The sequence below is a fragment of the Biformimicrobium ophioploci genome (assembly GCF_030270605.1).
In the GTDB taxonomy this organism is placed as follows: Bacteria; Pseudomonadota; Gammaproteobacteria; order Pseudomonadales; family Cellvibrionaceae; genus Biformimicrobium; species Biformimicrobium ophioploci.
This window is the reverse complement of sequence record NZ_BSYJ01000007.1, coordinates 24,721-43,062: the sequence shown is the minus strand read 5'-3', so window position 1 is coordinate 43,062 and position 18,342 is coordinate 24,721. Positions and strand designations below refer to the sequence as shown.

At 59.0% G+C, this 18,342-nt stretch carries 15 protein-coding genes; 11 read left to right on the top strand and 4 right to left on the bottom strand.

Annotated elements, in window-relative coordinates; genetic code table 11:
* Positions 1-162: 162 nt before the first annotated feature.
* From QSJ80_RS15655 to QSJ80_RS14560, 4 genes are all read right to left on the bottom strand, one after another.
* Complete coding sequence (locus tag QSJ80_RS15655) at positions 163-1,107, bottom strand: ATP-binding protein (protein ID WP_434219188.1); 945 nt, start codon at positions 1,105-1,107, stop codon at positions 163-165.
* Positions 1,108-2,177: 1,070 nt separating this feature from the next.
* On the bottom strand, positions 2,178-2,879 hold the full coding sequence (pdsR, locus tag QSJ80_RS14570; protein ID WP_285765206.1) for a proteobacterial dedicated sortase system response regulator: 702 nt from the start codon (positions 2,877-2,879) through the stop codon (positions 2,178-2,180).
* 108 nt (positions 2,880-2,987) lie between these two features.
* Positions 2,988-3,401, bottom strand: coding sequence for a VanZ family protein (locus QSJ80_RS14565; protein ID WP_285765205.1), 414 nt, complete (start codon positions 3,399-3,401; stop codon positions 2,988-2,990).
* 233 nt (positions 3,402-3,634) lie between these two features.
* Complete coding sequence (locus tag QSJ80_RS14560; RefSeq protein WP_285765204.1) at positions 3,635-4,321, bottom strand: OmpA family protein; 687 nt, start codon at positions 4,319-4,321, stop codon at positions 3,635-3,637.
* Between the two features lie 339 nt (positions 4,322-4,660).
* On the opposite strand from QSJ80_RS14560, the gene murJ reads away from it, so the two are divergent.
* The 11 genes from murJ to QSJ80_RS14505 all read left to right on the top strand — a co-directional run bounded on the left by murJ (position 4,661) and on the right by QSJ80_RS14505 (position 18,308).
* Entirely contained in the window at positions 4,661-6,268 is a 1,608-nt protein-coding gene (murJ, locus tag QSJ80_RS14555; protein WP_285765203.1) for a murein biosynthesis integral membrane protein MurJ, read from the top strand.
* Positions 6,269-6,358: 90 nt separating this feature from the next.
* Positions 6,359-7,339 carry a bifunctional riboflavin kinase/FAD synthetase gene (ribF, locus tag QSJ80_RS14550; protein WP_285765202.1) on the top strand — a complete coding sequence of 327 codons (981 nt, stop codon included), beginning with the start codon at positions 6,359-6,361 and terminating at the stop codon, positions 7,337-7,339.
* Between the two features lie 50 nt (positions 7,340-7,389).
* Positions 7,390-10,200, top strand: coding sequence for an isoleucine--tRNA ligase (ileS, locus tag QSJ80_RS14545; RefSeq protein ID WP_285765201.1), 2,811 nt, complete (start codon positions 7,390-7,392; stop codon positions 10,198-10,200).
* The gene (gene lspA, locus QSJ80_RS14540; RefSeq protein WP_285765200.1) at positions 10,193-10,723 is read left to right on the top strand and encodes a signal peptidase II; all 531 of its coding nucleotides are present in this window, start codon (positions 10,193-10,195) and stop codon (positions 10,721-10,723) included. Before ileS ends, lspA begins: the two co-directional genes overlap by 8 nt.
* Positions 10,720-11,172 (top strand): FKBP-type peptidyl-prolyl cis-trans isomerase, encoded by a 453-nt coding sequence (locus tag QSJ80_RS14535; RefSeq protein WP_285765199.1) that lies wholly within the window; start codon positions 10,720-10,722, stop codon positions 11,170-11,172. The genes lspA and QSJ80_RS14535 overlap by 4 nt, the downstream gene beginning before the upstream one ends.
* A 43-nt stretch (positions 11,173-11,215) precedes the next feature.
* On the top strand, positions 11,216-12,148 hold the full coding sequence (gene ispH, locus QSJ80_RS14530) for a 4-hydroxy-3-methylbut-2-enyl diphosphate reductase (protein ID WP_285765198.1): 933 nt from the start codon (positions 11,216-11,218) through the stop codon (positions 12,146-12,148).
* Between the two features lie 170 nt (positions 12,149-12,318).
* Complete coding sequence (locus tag QSJ80_RS14525) at positions 12,319-12,849, top strand: GspH/FimT family pseudopilin (protein ID WP_285765197.1); 531 nt, start codon at positions 12,319-12,321, stop codon at positions 12,847-12,849.
* The gene (gene pilV, locus QSJ80_RS14520) at positions 12,849-13,337 is read left to right on the top strand and encodes a type IV pilus modification protein PilV (RefSeq protein WP_285765196.1); all 489 of its coding nucleotides are present in this window, start codon (positions 12,849-12,851) and stop codon (positions 13,335-13,337) included. The genes QSJ80_RS14525 and pilV overlap by 1 nt, the downstream gene beginning before the upstream one ends.
* Positions 13,334-14,404 (top strand): PilW family protein, encoded by a 1,071-nt coding sequence (locus QSJ80_RS14515; RefSeq protein ID WP_491624816.1) that lies wholly within the window; start codon positions 13,334-13,336, stop codon positions 14,402-14,404. The genes pilV and QSJ80_RS14515 overlap by 4 nt, the downstream gene beginning before the upstream one ends.
* Positions 14,405-14,451: 47 nt before the next feature.
* Positions 14,452-14,955, top strand: coding sequence for a pilus assembly PilX family protein (locus QSJ80_RS14510; RefSeq protein WP_285765194.1), 504 nt, complete (start codon positions 14,452-14,454; stop codon positions 14,953-14,955).
* A gap of 32 nt (positions 14,956-14,987) precedes the next feature.
* A complete protein-coding gene (locus QSJ80_RS14505) occupies positions 14,988-18,308 on the top strand; it encodes a pilus assembly protein (RefSeq protein ID WP_285765193.1) in 3,321 nt (1,106 codons plus the stop codon).
* Positions 18,309-18,342 lie beyond the last annotated feature (34 nt).

The following is an 18,342-nucleotide window of genomic DNA, read 5'->3' as shown; positions in this document are numbered from 1 at the left end:
ACTGTTTTGGCTGCCCCGGGCCGACACTTGCGGCTTGCGCCGACCTGGCCAACGGAATGGAGGGGGCCCCTTCAGGGACGCGACATTATGCCCACCGTTGATTGTTTGTCAACCACTCGCCATGACCCTGTTATCGGCTTTTCTGTGTCCCGGGAGTCCGTTTCAGGCGGGTAGCAAGAACGCGAAAATGGCTCCGCTGCCGTCCGGACGGTTGCGGGCCTCGAGGCGCCCGCCGTGGAATTCGCAGATCAGCCGCGCTATGTGCAGCCCCAGGCCCAGATGCAGGCGCCCGGGGGCCTCCGGGCGAATAGAAACCAGTGAGTCGAATATCTGCTGGCCGAAGCCTTCCGGCAATGGTGGGCCCGGATTGCTCACAGCAATGCGGTAGTGGCCCGCTACGCGCTCCGCGCTGAGTTCGATGGTGGTTCCGGCCGGGGCGAAGCTGCAGGCGTTGTCGATCAGCTTGTCCAGCAGCTGTGCGACCAGCTCCGGCGCGCCGTGGGCCGGCAGTGGGCCCGCTGGCCGCTGCATGGCGATATGGTGCCGGGGCTGGCTGTCAGCGTAGGAGCTGGCCAGCACATCCAGCAGGTCGCCGAGGTCAAAGTCCTCCCTTTCCGCGCTGGCAATACCCGCCTCCAGCTGCTGCGCGCCGCTGAGCGCGTTGAGTATGCCGCTGAGGCGCTGGCTACCCTCGCTGGCGCGGCGCGCATAGTCACGGGCGCTGGCCGGCAGGTCGGTGCTCTCCAGATTGTCGAGGGAGGAGCGCACGATCGCCAGCGGGGTGCGCAATTCATGCGACAGTTTGCTGGCCAGGGTGCGCAGGTACTGGTGGTGCTGATCCAGCTCACCCAGCAGTTGTGCGAAGGCATCGTTCAGGCTGCCAATTTCATCATCGAGTCGGGCCCTGGGAAAATCACTGCGTAGGCGGCCGCTGCTGTCCAGCGCGGTCTCCGCAGCGCGGCTCAGGCGCCGGATGCGCCACGACAGCCAGCTCGCGTAGCCCAGTAGCGCCAGCAGTACAGCGGCTACTGCTGCCAGTGTGGTTATCCAGATGCGGCGCGCCGTTTCGCCGGCGCTCGACTGCCAGTCTGTACCTGACTGGGCCACGATGACCCTACCCAGCAGGGGTCGCTCGGCGATCTCGTCCGCGCGGGTAATGATGGGGGTGCTGACGCCCGCGATGCGGCTGGCGTCCGCGCCAAGATACCAGTCGATCGCCACCTGTTTATTGCGGGTGAGGGTTTCCGGGAAACTTTCCGGCAGCGCCGGCAGGCGGTTACGGTCCAGCAGGCGCAGGTAAAACCAGCGCTGCAGCCAGTTGCCTGCGGGCCCTTCGGTGTCGGTTTCGATTCGGCCCGCCTGCGCCAGCGGGAACCCTTCGCGGTCCACGACAGTGAGGGCAATACCCGGGCGCAGGAAATGCTTCAGCTCTTTTTCGAGTTCGGGTAAAGGTTCCACCAGCAGGCCGGGTGTATCGGTGTGGAAGCTACTGGCAATGCGGGCTGGGGCGCTGTTGTTATCCGTGCGGTCGATTACGCGGATGCCAAGCCCGTCTGTACCAAATTCTGCCGGGAGGACCAGTTCCAGCTGGTAGCCGCCGGCAGTACTGGTCCACTCCCCGCGCAGGCTGTAATTGCGCCGCCACTGCGGTGCCGCTTGCCAGGACTCGCGCCAGACTTCGGCCTGGCCGTTGGGCTTGAGTGGCAGGCGGAATCGCCGCGCGCCGCTGTGTAATTCAACATAGTCACCATTGGCAATGCCGGTGCGCATCGGGTTGTGGAAGGTCGGGGTGGTGTCTGCCACGGTCAGCAACAGGTAGAGGCGCCGGTCGTTCGCGCGCCCGAGCGTGGCGAGTGCCATGGGGTTGCCATCGGCCTGGAGCTCACGCGGCGGTATGCGCCAGTTGCGCCATTCGTCACCATAGCCGTCGAGCAGTGGCGGGTGGGGCAGGGCGCCGGCAAACAGCTGTTGCCCGGGGGTTGCGGACAGGTGCCGCTCGTCTGGCAGCAATACTGACTGCGCACTGGCGAGGCGCGCGGCTATGGCGTCGCCGGTAGCCGCCTGGGCGCGGGCCTGGCTCTGTGCAAGTGCATCGTCCATCTGGCGCAATGCCTGGCAACCGGCCCAGGGCAGGGCCAGGGTGGCCAGGCTGACGAACAGTAATTGCCGGCGCAGGTTCACGCCGGGCCGGCCTGCCAGCGGTAGCCCATGCCGTAGGCAGTGGCAATTGCGTCGAAGTCCGGGTCCAGTGCCTGGAACTTGCGCCGGATCCGTTTTACATGGGAAGTGATGGTGTTGTCGTCCAGCACTACCTGGGCGGCTTCCATCAATTGCCCGCGGGACTTTACATGCCCCGGGCGTTTCGCCAGCGCGTGCACAATCCAGAATTCGGTCACGGTGAGGTCCACCGGCTGATCGTTCCAGCGGCACAGCATCCTTGAACTGTCCAGCTCCAGCGGCCCCTGGCTGAGTAAGTCGTCGGTGTCGCTGCGCGCTTCATTCATCAGCACCACGCGCCGTAGCAGGGCGTTGATACGTGCGAGCATATGCGGCAGGGAAATATCCTTGGTGAGGTAGTCGTCGGCACCAAGTCGCAGGCCGGAAATAATGTCCAGCTCGGAGTCGCGCGCGGTCAGGAACAGGATCGGCAGGGTGGGAGCCAGTGCGCGCAGGTCGCGGCACAGGTCGAAGCCGCCTTCGATTTCATGGCCCAGGCCCACATCGATCACCGCAAGATCCGGCAGTTTCTGCCGGAAGGATTCCATGGCCGCAGCGCGGGTTTCGAACAACTGCACGCTAAAGCCGCTGCGGCGCAGGGCATCGCGATAGTTCTCTGCAATCGCGCGTTCATCTTCGACGATGGCAATGACGGCACTCATCGGAATTGTTCCTTATTTATAGGTATGGTTATCGGATTGAATCGGGTATGGGTTTTCGCCCTGTCTGTTAGCGTGCAACAGCAGGCCTGATGATGCCTGAATCGACCGCTATTTGGGAGTGCGGACGCGGCGATGGATCGCCACCGGTATCCAGCCGAGCAGGGTAAAAAAGGTAATGCCGGCAAAATCGGCAGCGATATCCATCAGGTCAAAGCTGCGGGTGGGCAGGTAGATCTGGCTGATCTCCTCAGACACAGCAACGCCGCATACCAGCAGGCTGGCAACCGGCAGTGAAATGCGCGCGACCGAAATGCAGCGAAAGCGCAATGCCAGATTGAGAAACAGTGCCAGCAGCCCGAACAGCAGGAAATGCCCGACCTTGTCGCCGTGTGGCAGGTCACGCACGAAGTCGATCAGTAGGTGCTGCTGGCCAACATTTACCATGTATACCGCCCAGCTGATTGTCACTATCAACAGTGTGGTGATCAGGATGGCGAGACGCTGCATATGGAATGAATTCAAGCTGTTCCCTATAGCAAGACTAGTTCAGGTGCTGATTCAGGTGCTGATTCAGGTGCTGATTCAGGGGCTGGTTCAGTCGGCTGTGCGAATTACGCAGCCGGGCTAAAAAGAGCACCGCTACGGGTGAACCCAAAAAGGGAGCCCGGATACACAGGGCTCCAAAGGGTTGCACAGGGGGAGGCAGCCCCGTAGGGCTGCGGGAAAACCTTCAGGGATCCGTCGCGAGCAGCTGGTTAGAGGATGCCCGCGATGGAATCGGCCGGAGCGATGCGGATATCTACCCGACGTTCGAAGGCGTAGCCATCGACGTCGCCCTTGCTCGAGGTGGACGCATCGGCGCCGTGGGAATGTCGCTGTATACGGCTGGCGTCGATGCCAAACTCTGTCAGTACCCGCTGCACGCTGAGCGCGCGCTGATCAGCCAGTACATTGTTGTATTCGTCGGTGCCACGCGGATCGGCGTGTCCGTCCAACCGAATTTCCAGTTCGGGGTGGCGGCCGAGAAATTCGGCAAGGGTGGCGAGCTGGCGCAGTTGACCGGATTCCAGCTCGTCGTCTCCAGTGGCGAACAGCATCTGCACGTGCAGCGCGTCAATCACTGCCTCGTTTGCAGCGCCGGCAGCAAGTTTTGCCGCGTCGAGCTGTTGTGCCAGGAGTCCCAGTTCTTCGCGGTTTGCCGCCAGTTGTTCTGCAAGCATATCTGCCTCGTGTGCCTGTTCGACTTTGTCACCCATCCAGGCACCGCCGAGGGCGCCTGCGATCATTCCGAGGGGGCCGCCGGCAATGGCGCCCGCCAGTGTCATGCCTGAAAAGACCGCTGCCTGCTTCGCGTCAGTGCTCAATACAGAATCGCTCGCGTGGCTGGTGCCGGTTGCGGCAACTGCGGTGGTCAGGGTTACAGCCATCAACATCTTTTTCATCGTCTCTCTCCTTGTCTGTGTGTTGGGCTTGCGCCCTGTTCGAGAGTGATTACACACAGGCAGAGAGACATTGGCGTGGCGCCAATCGGGCAAGGCAGGGGTCAATTGTGGCAAAAAATGGCAGGCGTCCTTGCGACCTGGGCCGATGCCTTGCCGACCCGCGCTTGGCGTACGGTGCCACGGCGGATCACAAAATCAGTATAGTGGGCTGGCGCCAATTGTGGTGACTAGCTTTCGGCTCTCGCGTAGACTCGGACCAAAATTGCAGGGGCAGTCTCAAAAAAGGGCGCGCCCTGTCACCTGGCAAGCTCTCGTCACCTGAACAGACCGGATACCCCTTTGTCGGAAAACGACCAATCCAGTAAAGCGCCGGCCGCAAATCGGCTACTGCGTTCCAGTTCCGTCGTTGGTGGCGCAACATTGTTATCGCGCGTACTCGGCCTGGTGCGGGACATCGTACTGGCCCGATTTATGGGCGCCGAGGCGCACGCCGACGCATTCTTCGTCGCGTTCAAGATCCCCAATTTCTTCCGCCGCCTGTTTGCCGAGGGAGCCTTCTCGCAGGCTTTTGTGCCGGTGCTGGCGGAATATCGCGAACGCGGCGGTACCGCGGCGGTGCGCGAGCTGGTGGATCGGGTGGCTGGCGCGCTTGGGTCCACCCTGCTGTTTGTCACGATTCTGGGAACGATCTTTGCACCTGCGGTCACCGCAGTGTTTGCGTTTGGCTGGTGGTGGGATGACGCCCAGCCGGAAAAATATGCGCTGGCGTCGGATATGCTGCGCATCACGTTTGCCTATCTCGGTCTGATCTCGCTGGCGGGCATGGCTGGCGCCATCCTCAACAGCTACGACCGTTTCCTCGTGCCGGCACTGGCGCCGGTGCTGTTGAACCTGGTATTGATCGGCGCTGCCCTGTTTGCGGCGGATTACTTTGAGCCTCGGGTGGAGGCCTTGGCCTGGGGCGTATTCGCAGCCGGGGTGGCGCAGTTGCTGTTCCAGCTGCCGTTCCTGCAACCGCTGGGGCTGGTGCCACGGCCGCGCTGGGACTGGCAACATCCGGGCGTGCGCAAGATCCTGAAACTGATGGCGCCCGCTATTTTCGGGGTCTCCGTAACCCAGATCAGCCTGGTGCTGGACACGGTGCTGGCCTCGTTCCTGCCCACCGGCAGCGTGACCTGGCTGTATTACTCGGATCGGCTGGCGGAGTTGCCGCTGGGTATCTTTGCCATTGCCATTGCCACGGTCATCCTGCCGAGTCTGTCGCGCCAGCATGCGGCGGATGACCCGGAGCGCTTCCGCGCCACCCTGGACTGGGCGCTGCGTATGATCGTGCTGATCGCGGTGCCGTCTGCGGTGGCGCTGGCGGTCCTGGCCAAGCCCATCCTGTCGACCCTGTTCGAGTACGGTGCCATGACGGCCCGCGATATGGACATGGCTGCCTATTCACTGCGCGCCTACTGTGTGGGCCTGCTCGGCTTCATGCTGGTCAAGGTACTGGCGCCCGGGTACTTCGCCCGCCAGAACACGGCCACCCCGGTGCGCTACGGCATCATCGCAATTGCCGCCAAAATGCTGCTCAGCCTGGCGTTTGCGGTGCCGCTGCACCTGTACCTGCAACTGGGGCATATGGGGCTGGCACTGGCCACCGCCGCGCAGGCACTGCTGAATGCCTGGCTGCTGTACCGCGGCCTGCGCAACGATGGTGTATACCATCGGTCCCCTGGCTGGGGTGGTTACCTCTCCCGCCTGTCCCTCGCCATCGGCGCCATGCTGCTGGTGTTGTGGGCGCTGCAGTCACAGTGGCCGGACTGGAGCAGCTTCGGCTGGTATGACCGCAGCTGGCGCCTGGGGCTGCTGGTCGCCGCCGGCGGCGCTACCTACGGCCTGGTACTGCTGCTCGCCGGGCTGCGCCCGCGCGACTTGCGCCTGCGCCCCTCTGGCAGCTGAGTGGGCCCTGCCACCGGCTAAAAATTGGTCCAGTTCAGGCCGGCTGGGGTATACTGCGCCGCTTATTGAGAAACTGCGAGAGAACCGGGTTTGACAGGAACGCGCGAACTGATTCGAGGGCTGCACAACCTGCGCCCCCGGCACCGTGGCTGCGTTGCGACCATTGGTTCATTCGACGGCGTGCACCTCGGTCACCAGGGCATCATCCGCCAGCTCGGGCGGCGCTCCGAGTCCCTCGGGTTGCCGTCCGTAGCGATCATCTTTGAGCCCCAGCCTCATGAATATTTTTCCGGTGAACGAGCGCCGGCACGGCTGATGCGTTTCAAGGAGAAGGTGCTGGCGCTGTTCGAGGCCGGTGTCGATCGCGTGCTGTGCCTGCAGTTCAACGCGCAGTTGCGCAACCTGACTGCCGAGCAGTTCGTACAGCAGGTACTGGTCGACGGGCTCGGTGTGCGCCATCTGGTAGTGGGTGACGATTTTCGCTTCGGTTGTGACCGCAGTGGTGATTACGCCATGTTGCAGCGCGCTGGTGCAGAGCAGGGATTCTCCGTGGAGGATACGGAAACCTTGCTGGTGGACGGCGAGCGGGTAAGCAGTACCCGTATCCGCCAGGCCCTGCAAGATGCCGATTTCACCCTGGCGCGGCGGTTACTGGGCAGGCCCTATAGGATTTCCGGGCTGGTGGCGCGCGGCAGGCAGCTCGGTCGCAACCTCGGTGCGCCGACTGCAAATGTGCACCTGCACCGTTACCGTTCGCCCCTTGTGGGGGTGTATACGGTGCGCGCACGGATGTCCCGCGCGGCGGATTTTTCCGCAGTGGGTGACGCGCGCGCGGTGATCGATGGCGTCGCCAATGTGGGCTTTCGCCCCACGGTTGAGGGCGAGGGCGCCAAACCGCTGCTGGAGGTGCACCTGTTCGATTTCAATGGCGACCTGTACGGCCGCGAAATCGAGGTGGAGTTCCTGCACAAGCTCCGCGATGAGCAAAAATTTGAGTCGCTGGAAATCCTCAAGGCGCAGATTGCGCAGGATTTTCGTGACGCGCGAACCTGGTTTGCAGGTAAAAATTAGGCGCAGCACTTGCGCCGGACAGTTTCCGGATCTGGACGAAAGAGAAGAACGTGGTTGATTACAAGGCGACACTGAACCTGCCGAAAACGGCATTTCCGATGAAGGCCAACCTTGCCCAGCGCGAGCCTCAGATGCTCAAGCAGTGGCAGGAAAAAAAGGTGTACGAGAAAATTCGCGAGGCCCGCGCCGGACGTGACAAGTTCATCCTGCACGATGGCCCGCCCTACGCCAATGGTGATATTCACATCGGCCACGCCGTCAACAAGATCCTGAAAGATATCGTCATCAAGTCCAGGACCCTGGACGGTTTCGACGCGCCTTATGTTCCGGGCTGGGATTGCCACGGCCTGCCGATCGAGCACCGCGTCGAGAAGAAAATCGGCAAGGCCGGCACCAAGGTGGATGTAAAGACTTTCCGCCAGAAGTGTCGCGACTATGCCGCCAAGCAGGTGGAAGGACAGAAGAAAGATTTTATTCGCCTGGGCGTGCTGGGTGAGTGGAATAACCCCTACCTGACCATGGACTTCGACTTCGAGGCGGACATCATCCGCGCGCTGGCCGCCATCGTCGAGAACGGCCACCTGGCGCGTGGCTTCAAGCCGGTGTACTGGAGTGTGGTGGGCGGCTCGGCCCTGGCCGAGGCGGAAGTGGAATACCAGGACAAGACGTCCGCATCCATCGACGTGAAGTACCCGGTCACCGAGGAAACCGAAGTCGCTATCACCGATGCGGCCGCGGGCCACGCCGGCAGCGGTAAGCTGTCCGTGGTGATCTGGACTACCACCCCGTGGACCCTGCCTTCCAGCCAGGCGGTCTCCCTCAATGCCGACCTCGAGTACGTGGTTGTGCAGGCCGGTGACGAACGCCTGCTGGTGGTAGAAGCACTGCACGAGGCCGTGATGGCACGTGCGGGTATCGAGCAGTTTGAAATCGTGGGCCGTATCCAGGGCAGCGCACTGGAGCACCTGAAGGTCAGGCATCCTTTCTACGGCCACGAGCTGCCGCTGATCCTTGGCGACCACGTCACCACCGACGCCGGTACCGGCTGTGTACATACAGCACCGGACCACGGCCTCGAGGATTTCGAGGTGGGCAACAAGTACGGTATTGGCACCCTGAATTACGTCGACGACAATGGTGTCTACCGCGATGCGGTCGAGCTGTTTGCCGGCCAGCACGTGTACAAGGTCGACGAAAGCATCATTGAAACCCTGGAAGCCAACGGCAACCTGCTGCACCGCGAAAAACTGGTGCACAGCTATCCGCACTGCTGGCGTACCAAGACCCCGCTGATCTACCGTGCAACGCCACAGTGGTTTGTCAGCATGGACCAGAACGGCCTGCTGAAATCCGCAGAAAAAGCCGCGGACGAAGTACAGTGGATCCCGTCCTGGGGCAAGGCGCGTATCGACAGCATGCTCGGCGCCAGCCCGGACTGGTGTATCTCCCGCCAGCGCACCTGGGGTGTGCCCATTGCGCTATTTGTCCACAAGGAAACCCAGGAGATCCACCCGGAGACCGCGCGCCTGATGGAAGAAGTCGCGCAGCGTGTGGAAAAAGCGGGTATGGATGCCTGGTTCGACCTGGACCCGGCGGAACTGCTGGGCGACGAAGCGGCGCAGTACAGCAAGGTAACGGATACCCTCGATGTGTGGTTCGATTCCGGTGTGACCCATCACGCGGTGATCAAGCGTCGCGAGCACCTGCAGTTCCCGGCGGACCTTTACCTGGAAGGTTCTGACCAGCATCGCGGCTGGTTCCAGTCCTCGCTGAAGACGTCCATCGCCATCAATGGCGTGGCGCCTTACAGGCAGGTGCTGACCCACGGCTTTACCGTGGACAAGGACGGTCGCAAGATGTCCAAGTCCATCGGCAATACCATCGCACCGCAGGATGTGGCCAACAAGCTGGGCGCGGACGTACTGCGCCTGTGGGTGGCGGCCACCGATTTCAGCGGCGAGATGGCGGTTTCCGACGAGATCTTCAAGCGTACGGCGGACTCTTATCGCCGTATCCGTAACACTGCGCGCTTCTTCCTGAGTAACCTCGCTGGTTTCGAGCCGCAGCAGGACCTGCTGCCGGCGGAAGAAATGCTGGCCCTGGACCGCTGGGCGGTGGACGCTGCGGCGCGCCTGCAGGAAGAGATCACCCGCGCTTACGACAATTACCAGTTCCACCAGATCTACCAAAAGCTGCACAACTTCTGCGTGGTGGAAATGGGTGGCTTCTACCTGGATATCATCAAGGATCGCCAGTACACCACCAAGTCCGACAGTGTTGCGCGCCGCTCTGCACAGACCGCGCTGTACCATATCGTGCAGGCGTTCACGCGCTGGATCGCGCCGATTCTGAGCTTTACCGCGGACGAGCTGTGGCCGTTTATCCCGGGCAACAATGCGGAAGACTCGGTGTTTGCCCAGGAGTGGTATCCGCTGCAGAAATTGCCGCAAGACTTCGGCAAGGACCAGTACTACTGGGAACAGATTTCCCAGGTCAAGACTGCGGTCAACAAGGTGATCGAGGAGCAGCGTAACGCCGGTGCACTCGGTGCTTCCCTGGAAGCGAGCGTAGTGCTGTATGCAGACGAAGCACTACGTACCAAGCTCGAGGCCCTGGAAGATGAGCTGCGTTTCGTGCTGATCTGTTCTTCCACCAATGTGCAGCCGCTGGAAGATGCGGCCGGTGCACATGACACGGACGTGGCCGGGCTCAAGGTGGCCGTGCAGAAAGTGCCGCACAGCAAATGTGGACGTTGCTGGCACTTCCGCGAGGACGTGGGCAGCAACAGTGAACACCCTGAACTCTGTGGCCGCTGCGTGGAGAACGTGGCGGGTGCAGGGGAAGAGCGTAGCTATGCCTGATACCCGCTTCAGACTGTTTGCCCATCCGTGGCGCTGGTACCTGCTGGCGGCACTGCTGGTATGGCTGGACCTGGTCACCAAGACCTGGTCCAAGGGCCTGTTCGAGTTTGGCCCCGCCATGCAGGTAATTCCGGATGTATTGCGTTTTACCTATGCGGAGAACCGCGGTGCGGCGTTCAGCTTCCTGGCCAATGCCGGCGGCTGGCAACGCTGGCTGTTCGGGGCCATTGCGCTGGGCTTCAGCGTGTTTGTGATTCGCTGGATCTGGAAGCTGGATGCGAAGCTGCGCTGGGAGCCGCTGGCGCTGGCTCTGATCCTGAGTGGCGCGGTTGGCAATCTCTATGATCGCGTGGTGTTTGGTTACGTGCGCGATTTTATTCATGTGTATTACCAGGCCTGGAACTTCAGTTTCCCGGTTTTCAATGTGGCGGATATCGCCATTTCCATAGGTGCCGCCATGCTGGTCATCGACCTGTTGTTTATGGCGGACAAGGACAAGAAAGAGGGCAGTGCAGCGGTATGAGCACACCAGTCAGTGAACTTGTTATTGGCGAAAACACGCGGGTGACCCTGCACTTCGCCCTGAAGCTGGAAGACGGCACCGAGATCGATTCCACATTCTCCGGCCAGCCAGCCGTCTTCAATGTAGGCGACGGCAACCTGCTGCCGGGATTCGAGCAGGCGTTATTTGGCCTGGGTGCCGGTACAGAGAAAGAACTCACGATCCTGCCGGAGCACGGTTTTGGCCAGCACAACCCGAGCAATATCCAGCAGGTGCGCCGGGACCACTTTGCCGTCGATATCCAGCTGGAGCCGGGCCTCGTGGTTTCATTTGATGCAGGCAATGGCGAGCTGCCTGGCGTGGTCCAGGAAGTTGGCGACGACGAGGTGACGGTGGATTTCAACCACCCGCTCGCAGGCCGCGACCTGGTATTCCAGGTACAGATCCTGGACGTCTCCCCGGTTAACTGATCGGATCACGTAGTTCGGAATACCTCATTCGGAAAATCTGGTTATGGAAATTCGTCTCGCCAATCCCCGTGGCTTCTGCGCTGGTGTTGACCGCGCAATCGATATCGTCAACCGTGCCCTCGACGTGTTCGGCGCACCTGTGTACGTCCGCCACGAAGTGGTGCACAACAAGTTTGTAGTGGACGGCCTGCGCGAGCGCGGCGCGGTATTTGTAGACGAGCTGTCGCAGGTACCCGACGACGTGATCGTGATCTTCAGTGCGCACGGCGTTTCCAAGGCCGTACAGGAAGAGGCGCGAGCCCGTCAGCTCAAGGTATTTGATGCCACTTGCCCGCTGGTCACCAAGGTACATATGGAAGTGGCCAAGTACAGTGTGGAAGGCTGTGAGTGCATCCTGATCGGCCACGAGGGCCACCCGGAAGTAGAAGGCACCATGGGCCAGTTCGATGCCAGCAAGGGCGGCGCCATTTACCTGGTCGAAGATGAAGCGGACGTGGCAAGGCTCGAGGTACGTAACCCGGGCAACCTGGCGTATGTGACCCAGACCACGCTGTCCATGGATGATACTGCAAGAATCATCGAGGCCCTGCGCGCGCGGTTCCCGGAGATCCGCGGACCGCGCAAGGATGATATCTGCTACGCCACCCAGAACCGCCAGGATGCGGTCAAGCAGCTGGCGCTGGAAGCGCAGCTGGTGCTGGTGGTGGGTAGCCCCAACAGTTCCAACTCCAATCGCCTGCGCGAGCTGGCGGAACGCTGCGGCTCCGAAGCCAAGCTGATCGATGGCGCCAGCGATATCCGTGAGGAATGGTTGCGCGGCAAGAATGCCATCGGCATTACCGCCGGCGCTTCCGCGCCGGAAGTGCTGGTGCAGGGTGTCATCGATCGCCTGCGCGAGCTGGGCGCGGAGTTGCCACAGGAGCTTGCGGGACGCGAGGAAAATATCAGTTTCTCCCTGCCTAAAGAGCTGCGTTAAAGCGCGCCAGAAAATCCAGGCAGTCGATCAGAAAAACCGGGGCCGGCTACCGCTTGTCCCGGTTTTTTTTACGCTCATCCCCCGTTGTCATTGCACATCACAACCCGTTCCCCACGGCCTTGTCGGGCTGCTATAGCTTCATGCCGGAATAATGAATAAAGGCATGGCGCGTGTATCGCAAATTCAGGCAGCTGCCGCAGGCGGCGGGCTTCACCCTTATCGAGCTGATGGTCACGGTTACGGTCATTGCGATCCTGCTGACCATCGGCGTGCCCTCTTTCACCAACCTGGTGAAGAACAACCGTATCACCGCGAGCAGCAATGACCTGATTGGTACCCTGCAGTTCGCCCGTGCGGAAGCCGTCAGAACCGGTTCTGCGGTTGGTGTGCGTCCGGATCCGGCAGGGATTGCACGGGGTATCGTTGTCTGGGCAGACGATGACGGTGATGGGGCGAAAAACGGTGCGGAACAGGACCTGCGGGAAGTGCATATTCCTGCAGTGGCGCCATTCATTGTTGTCGCTGGCGGTTCGGCATCTCCAAATTTTTCCTTTCGCGGCAGCGGCCAGACCAGTCTCGGCACCAGTTTAGTTTTGCAGCTTTGTGATGATCGCGATGGTGAGCGCGGTAGGCAGATCACGGTGCTCGCATCTGGCGTGATCGGCTCCAGCCAAATTATCTGCGGAGGCTCAGCGAGCTGATGATGAGAAGACCGCAAGGCGCACGTGGCGCCACGCTGATAGAAGTTTTGATCACGATCTTTGTCATGGCAGTTGGGCTGCTCGGCTTATCTGCGACGCAGATGGTGAGTATGCGTAACAACAGCAATACCCATATGCGTTATATCGCCGCACTTGCCGCTTATGACATTACCGAGCGCATGCGGGCCAATCCTGATGGAGTCTTCGCCGGTCACTACAGTGATAAATCTGTTCCTGGTGATGGTGAAGATCTGGACTGCAGCGTCGGCTGCTCAATCATGGGGCTGGCCGACCTCGATCTGCATGAGTGGGGTGAGTTGATTGCCGCGGATCTACCGGAGGGTGTCGGGACTATCTCCCGTGTAAACGGTCGAACCGTTCAGGTGATCATCAGTTGGCAGGAGGGCGATACGGGAGAGAAACGAGCGGCCAGGGCAAATGATGACTGCCAAAACACAGGCTGTTTCTTTCTGGAGGTGGAGCTGTGAATACAAGTCTGCTTAGGCATGCGAGAGGCATGTCCCTGGTGGAGCTGATGGTGGGCATCTTGCTTGCGTCGCTGCTACTTCTGGGGGTGATACAGATATTCGACGGTAACAAGCGTACCCAGCTACTGCAGTATGGTTTTGCGCGGGCTCAGGAGAGTGGTCGGCTCGCTTCCGACTTTATGGCACTGGAAATCCGTAATGCAGATTATTGGGGTTGTGCGCCCGGCCATCGCAATCATTTGAAAGTACCACCCAATGTTTCATCAGAGGACGCCGATCCGGACTGGGATGGTGAGCTCGATCTGGGTAACAGGAACCGTGGCGTGATCGGTCTGGATAACGTGACAGGGGAGCAGGTGGGGGCATACCCGGTCGTCGATGGCACGGACATCCTGACCTTGCGAGGGACAAGTGGGTTCTGTACCGGAAGCGGAAAGCACACTGCGTTGAAGGCCGCGGCTTTTCACGTGGCTCCCAACTGCGAGCTGGAACAGGGCGATATCGTGCTTTTGAGTGACTGCGATTCCGGTGAGTTGTTTTCCATAACCGGTGTGCAGCAGGGCGGTCCGGGCAATTCCGGCAAAAAAACGATTCAGCACCACGTTGGCAACAATAACTGTGAAGGTTGTGTCGATAACGAAACCAAAGAATTCCAGAAATTCTATGGTATTGATGCGGAGATACTGCGCCCGGTGACCCGGACATTTTTTATATCAGCCAGCACGATTGGTGAGGGTAACAGCCTCTACTTAAGCGAGAATGGGCAGATCCTGGAGTTGGTCCCCAATGTCGATGATATGCAGTTGCTGTACGGCAGGGATACCACTGGCAATAAAGCGGTCGATACCTGGCTGCCAGCACCGGATCCAAGTACCCCCGGCTATGAAGCTAACATGCAGCAAGCAATAGCGATCCGGGCCCAGTTTACCGTGAACAGCGCAGGCCGGGTAAATGTTGGAACATTTGACTTTCTGGACCTTGACGAAAACCCAAAGAGCTACACAGATGGCATGCTGCACAAGACCTATACGGTCGTGAGCAAAATCCGTAATCGGGGGCAGCTATGAACAGCTTTAGAGGGAGCCCAAGACCAGGCCGGCAAAGAGGGGCGGTATTGATCGTTAGCCTGATCATACTGTTGATCCTGACCCTGATTGGTGTGTCCGCATCCAAAACGGTATTGCTCGAAGAGAAGATGACATTCGCAGCGCGTGACGCTGCAGTTGCGCTGCAGATGGCCGAAATGGGCGCCCGAGCTGCGGAAGCGGAAATATCGAAGATGGTAACGACAACTGGATTCAGTGCGACTGGAGCAGGTGGTTACTACAGTGAGGGCTCAGGACCGGAGGATTATACCGATACTCTTACCTGGGGTTCCGCTAACAGCCAGGGGACGACGGTAACTGTCGATGGTCAGGAGTACCGGTACCGTTATTTTATTGAAATATCGGGAACTGCCTCAGAAGACGTGAACCCCGGTGATATCAATGCCGGCCTTGGTTATGGCGAGGATACCGGCATAGGTGTTATCCAGGTGTTCCGCATTGTGGCAATGGGGGAAGGGCTGTCTACCAGTACCAGGCGCTATATAACTACACACTATGGAACGCGACTGTAACCGTTTTCCGGGTCAGCACAGGGAAGTGCAGCATGCATTTATCGAATTACAGTGAGGGCGCGTTAAAAAGCGTTGCTCATATATTTTCCGCAGGGCTAATAACTGCCAGCAGTCTGGTGTCTGCAGCCCCGGGGACTATATCAAATGTCCCGCTGGTGACTACCGGAACCATTGATCATAATCTGATGTTGTTTGTTGATTCGTCTTCTTCGATGAATCACATTGTGCCGCCTGCTTCCTACAATCCGAATGACGATCGGTTTTTAAGTTGTTCCGATCCATTTCCAATAGTGGACAAACTGGTGGTTGGTATAGATGGCGCCGGGAGAGCGCGGTTCACCGATCCGGACAATGCGCAGTCAGCTGCTGTTGATAGCTGGCTTGTTTGGGGAGATAGCCTGGTAGATACCGGCAGCAAGTGCTTTATTGCCGATCAATTGTACACTGCGGTGCTCTTTACGGATTTTTCAGACTATCAGGGTCTCGCGACAACCTCCCTTTACGACGCATTTTATACGGGCCACTTTCTGAACTGGTATTTCTCCGAAACGACCGGTGTTTTCAGCGCAGGTACAACGCAGAAAGAAGGCACCAGCCGGCGAATAGATCTTGCCAAGGAAGCGGCCAGTTCTGTGATTTCAAGTCTGGATAACTTCCGTATTGGTGTTTCAAAGTTAGATTCCGAGACAGTTGGGGCGACTAATGAGGCCGGTACGAGTGACCGCGCGAGGATACTTCAGGGGCTTTCTGATGTGGCCACCAGTGGGAGCAATCTTAAGGTAGCGGTTGAAGGTATTGTCGCCTCGGGGAACTCACCAATCGGCGGAGCGCTCGAGTCAATCGGTAACTATTTTATCGAAGGTGGTGCTACTCGGACGTTGACCCTGAATCCGGATACATCGTCTCCAACTCCGGCATCCTCTGATGAGGTTTTTGCGCTGGAACCGTCATATTCGGATGAGACGAGCAGGCCCACCAGCGCAAACCAGGCGATACAGAAATATTGCCAGCAAAATTTTCTTGTGGCTTTGACCGACGGCCTGCCGACAAACGACTCCGGTGTGAGCGCTCTGATAGCGGACTATGACAATGATACTGAATCGGAGGAGGATCCCGCAGGTAATACCAGTGTCGATGATGTAGCTGCTGCGCTGTTCGATATCGATCTTCGCCCTGTTCTGGGCAACGGCGAAGGCGAGGATGTAAGAAATAACATCCGCATCTATGTGGTTGGTTTTACCGATGAAGGCTCGAGCGCAGAAAGCCTACTGGAGGCTACTGCGGTACAGGGCGGTAGTGGAGGTTTATTCCGTGTGCCGGACGGCGCACAGTTGGCAAATGCCATAGAAAGCACCATTGGGTCAATCGGTGATCGGGTGAGTACCGCTTCCTCAGTGGCTTTCAACTCTACTTCGTTGGAAACGGGTGCGGTCATGTATTCGGCCGAGTTTGATAGTAGCGACTGGACAGGCAAGTTATTTGCACGTTCGATCGCGCGAAATGGCTACATAAATACCACGCCAATTTGGGAGGCGGGAGAGAAACTTGACGACAGGTACAAAAGTAGCGAAGAGCCTACCGTTGGCTCCTATAGAAATCGAGTGGTTCTTACCTCGAATGACGGTAAGGGAGTTGAATTTTCTCCTACAGGAATAGCCGGTTCTCCCGATGGGCGTGCCGAGGATGATCTGAATTTTGACGATGCTGATCCATTGATGCCGGACGGATTCAGCACGCAGCGCATTAATTATCTGCGGGGCTCTACCGTTGATGAGCTGCCCAATGGGAAAGGCTTTCGCAAGAGAGAGTCGATACTTGGTGATATCGTACATTCCACGCCAGTTTACGTCGGCCAGCCTTCTATGGATTGGCCTAACCAGGCGCCCTTTCCTGTCGCTGATGAATCGTACGGTTTCTTTTCAGGTGTAAATGAGAGCCGGCTTCCGGTGGTTTACGTCGGTGCGAACGATGGCATGTTGCACGGCTTCAGTGCAATTGATGGCGAGGAAGTGATCGCCTACGTGCCAGAAGCGCTGTATAGCGATACGCAGTTTGAAGGCCTGCATGCGCTGACGTTTCCAAATTATGCGCACAACTTCTATGTGGACCTGACGCCGACAATATCCGATGTATATATCGACAAAACCGGCGGAGTGACGCCTGCCTGGATGAGCATGCTGGTGGGCGGGTATCGCGCCGGGGGTAAGGGCTACTTTGCGCTGGATATTACCAGTCCGGAGACTTTCGGCACGGATAACCCCGCAGATATCGTGCTTTGGGAATTCACTGAAGAGGATGATCTTGCTCTCTTGGGAGGGGACACAAGTTCACTTGGTTTCTCCTTCAGTAGGGCCAGGGTTGCGTTGATGAACAATGGCGAGTGGGCGGTTATCTTTGGCAATGGCTATAACAGCACCAAGGGCGATGCCGCGCTCTATATTCTTTACATCGAGAGGGGTGTAGAAGACGGAACCTGGGAAGCCGGAGATCTCGTCAAGATCAGCACCAACGAGGGTGACAGCGGCAACCTGAACGGGCTCAGCTCACCCGCCCTTGGTGACCTAGATGGTGATGGCGATGTGGACCGAATCTATGCCGGGGACCTGTTCGGCAATATGTGGGCATTCGATGTGTCCTCTGCCAATGATTCGGACTGGGATCTGGCCTATGGCAATAGCCCGCTGTTCAAGACTGGAGGTGAACCAATCACGTCAGCGCCAATCCTGGCACGCAATCTTGAAGCCCAGAACGGACCTTTGCCAAACATACTGGTACTTTTCGGCACCGGCCAATATCTGACGGTAGAGGATATTGTGGATACCACTGCTCGGGGATTTTATGCAGTCTGGGATGCGGGGCGGGCAGATTTAGACAGTAACGACCTGGCTCTTCGCAGACTTACTGGCAGTCCGGTACGCAGCGTAGAAAAATCCGATCAGACGCTCGTAGATTGGACGACGCAATTCGGCTGGAAGATCAACTTGACCGGAGGCGAGCGCGTTGTCACCGACCCCTCATTGCGTCGGCGAATCTTGTTTTTCAATACTGCGATACCTGAAGAGGATGAATGTTCATCTGGTGGCGAAGGCTGGTTGATGTCCGTGGATTTCAATACCGGGCTCGCACCCGACAGTTATCCAGTTATCGATGGAACCGGGGACGGGACGATTGACGAAAGCGATCTTGGTTTTGTCGGTGTAAGAGTGACCAGTGGTATCCCCGCAAAGTCCGGTTTTATCGGCGATCGCCAGTTTACGCCGACATCGGATGGAAGTGTGGAAAGCCGGGAGATCCAGGTGCAGTTTGCCAGCAGGGAAGGGCGCCTGGCCTGGCGCGAGCTGCGGCCTGATTAGGAATATCGCCTGAAACCGGGTTCGCAGGGAGCGC

What these genes read in the sequence shown, in the direction of transcription:
- pdsR (WP_285765206.1), bottom strand. Translation starts at nt 2,879, where the DNA reads ATGAGTGCCGTCATTGCCATCGTCGAAGATGAACGCGCGATTGCAGAG.
- QSJ80_RS14560 (WP_285765204.1), bottom strand. Translation starts at nt 4,321, where the DNA reads ATGAAAAAGATGTTGATGGCTGTAACCCTGACCACCGCAGTTGCCGCA.
- lspA (WP_285765200.1), top strand. Translation starts at nt 10,193, where the DNA reads ATGCCTGATACCCGCTTCAGACTGTTTGCCCATCCGTGGCGCTGGTAC.
- QSJ80_RS14535 (WP_285765199.1), top strand. Translation starts at nt 10,720, where the DNA reads ATGAGCACACCAGTCAGTGAACTTGTTATTGGCGAAAACACGCGGGTG.
- ispH (WP_285765198.1), top strand. Translation starts at nt 11,216, where the DNA reads ATGGAAATTCGTCTCGCCAATCCCCGTGGCTTCTGCGCTGGTGTTGAC.
- pilV (WP_285765196.1), top strand. Translation starts at nt 12,849, where the DNA reads ATGATGAGAAGACCGCAAGGCGCACGTGGCGCCACGCTGATAGAAGTT.
- QSJ80_RS14505 (WP_285765193.1), top strand. Translation starts at nt 14,988, where the DNA reads ATGCATTTATCGAATTACAGTGAGGGCGCGTTAAAAAGCGTTGCTCAT.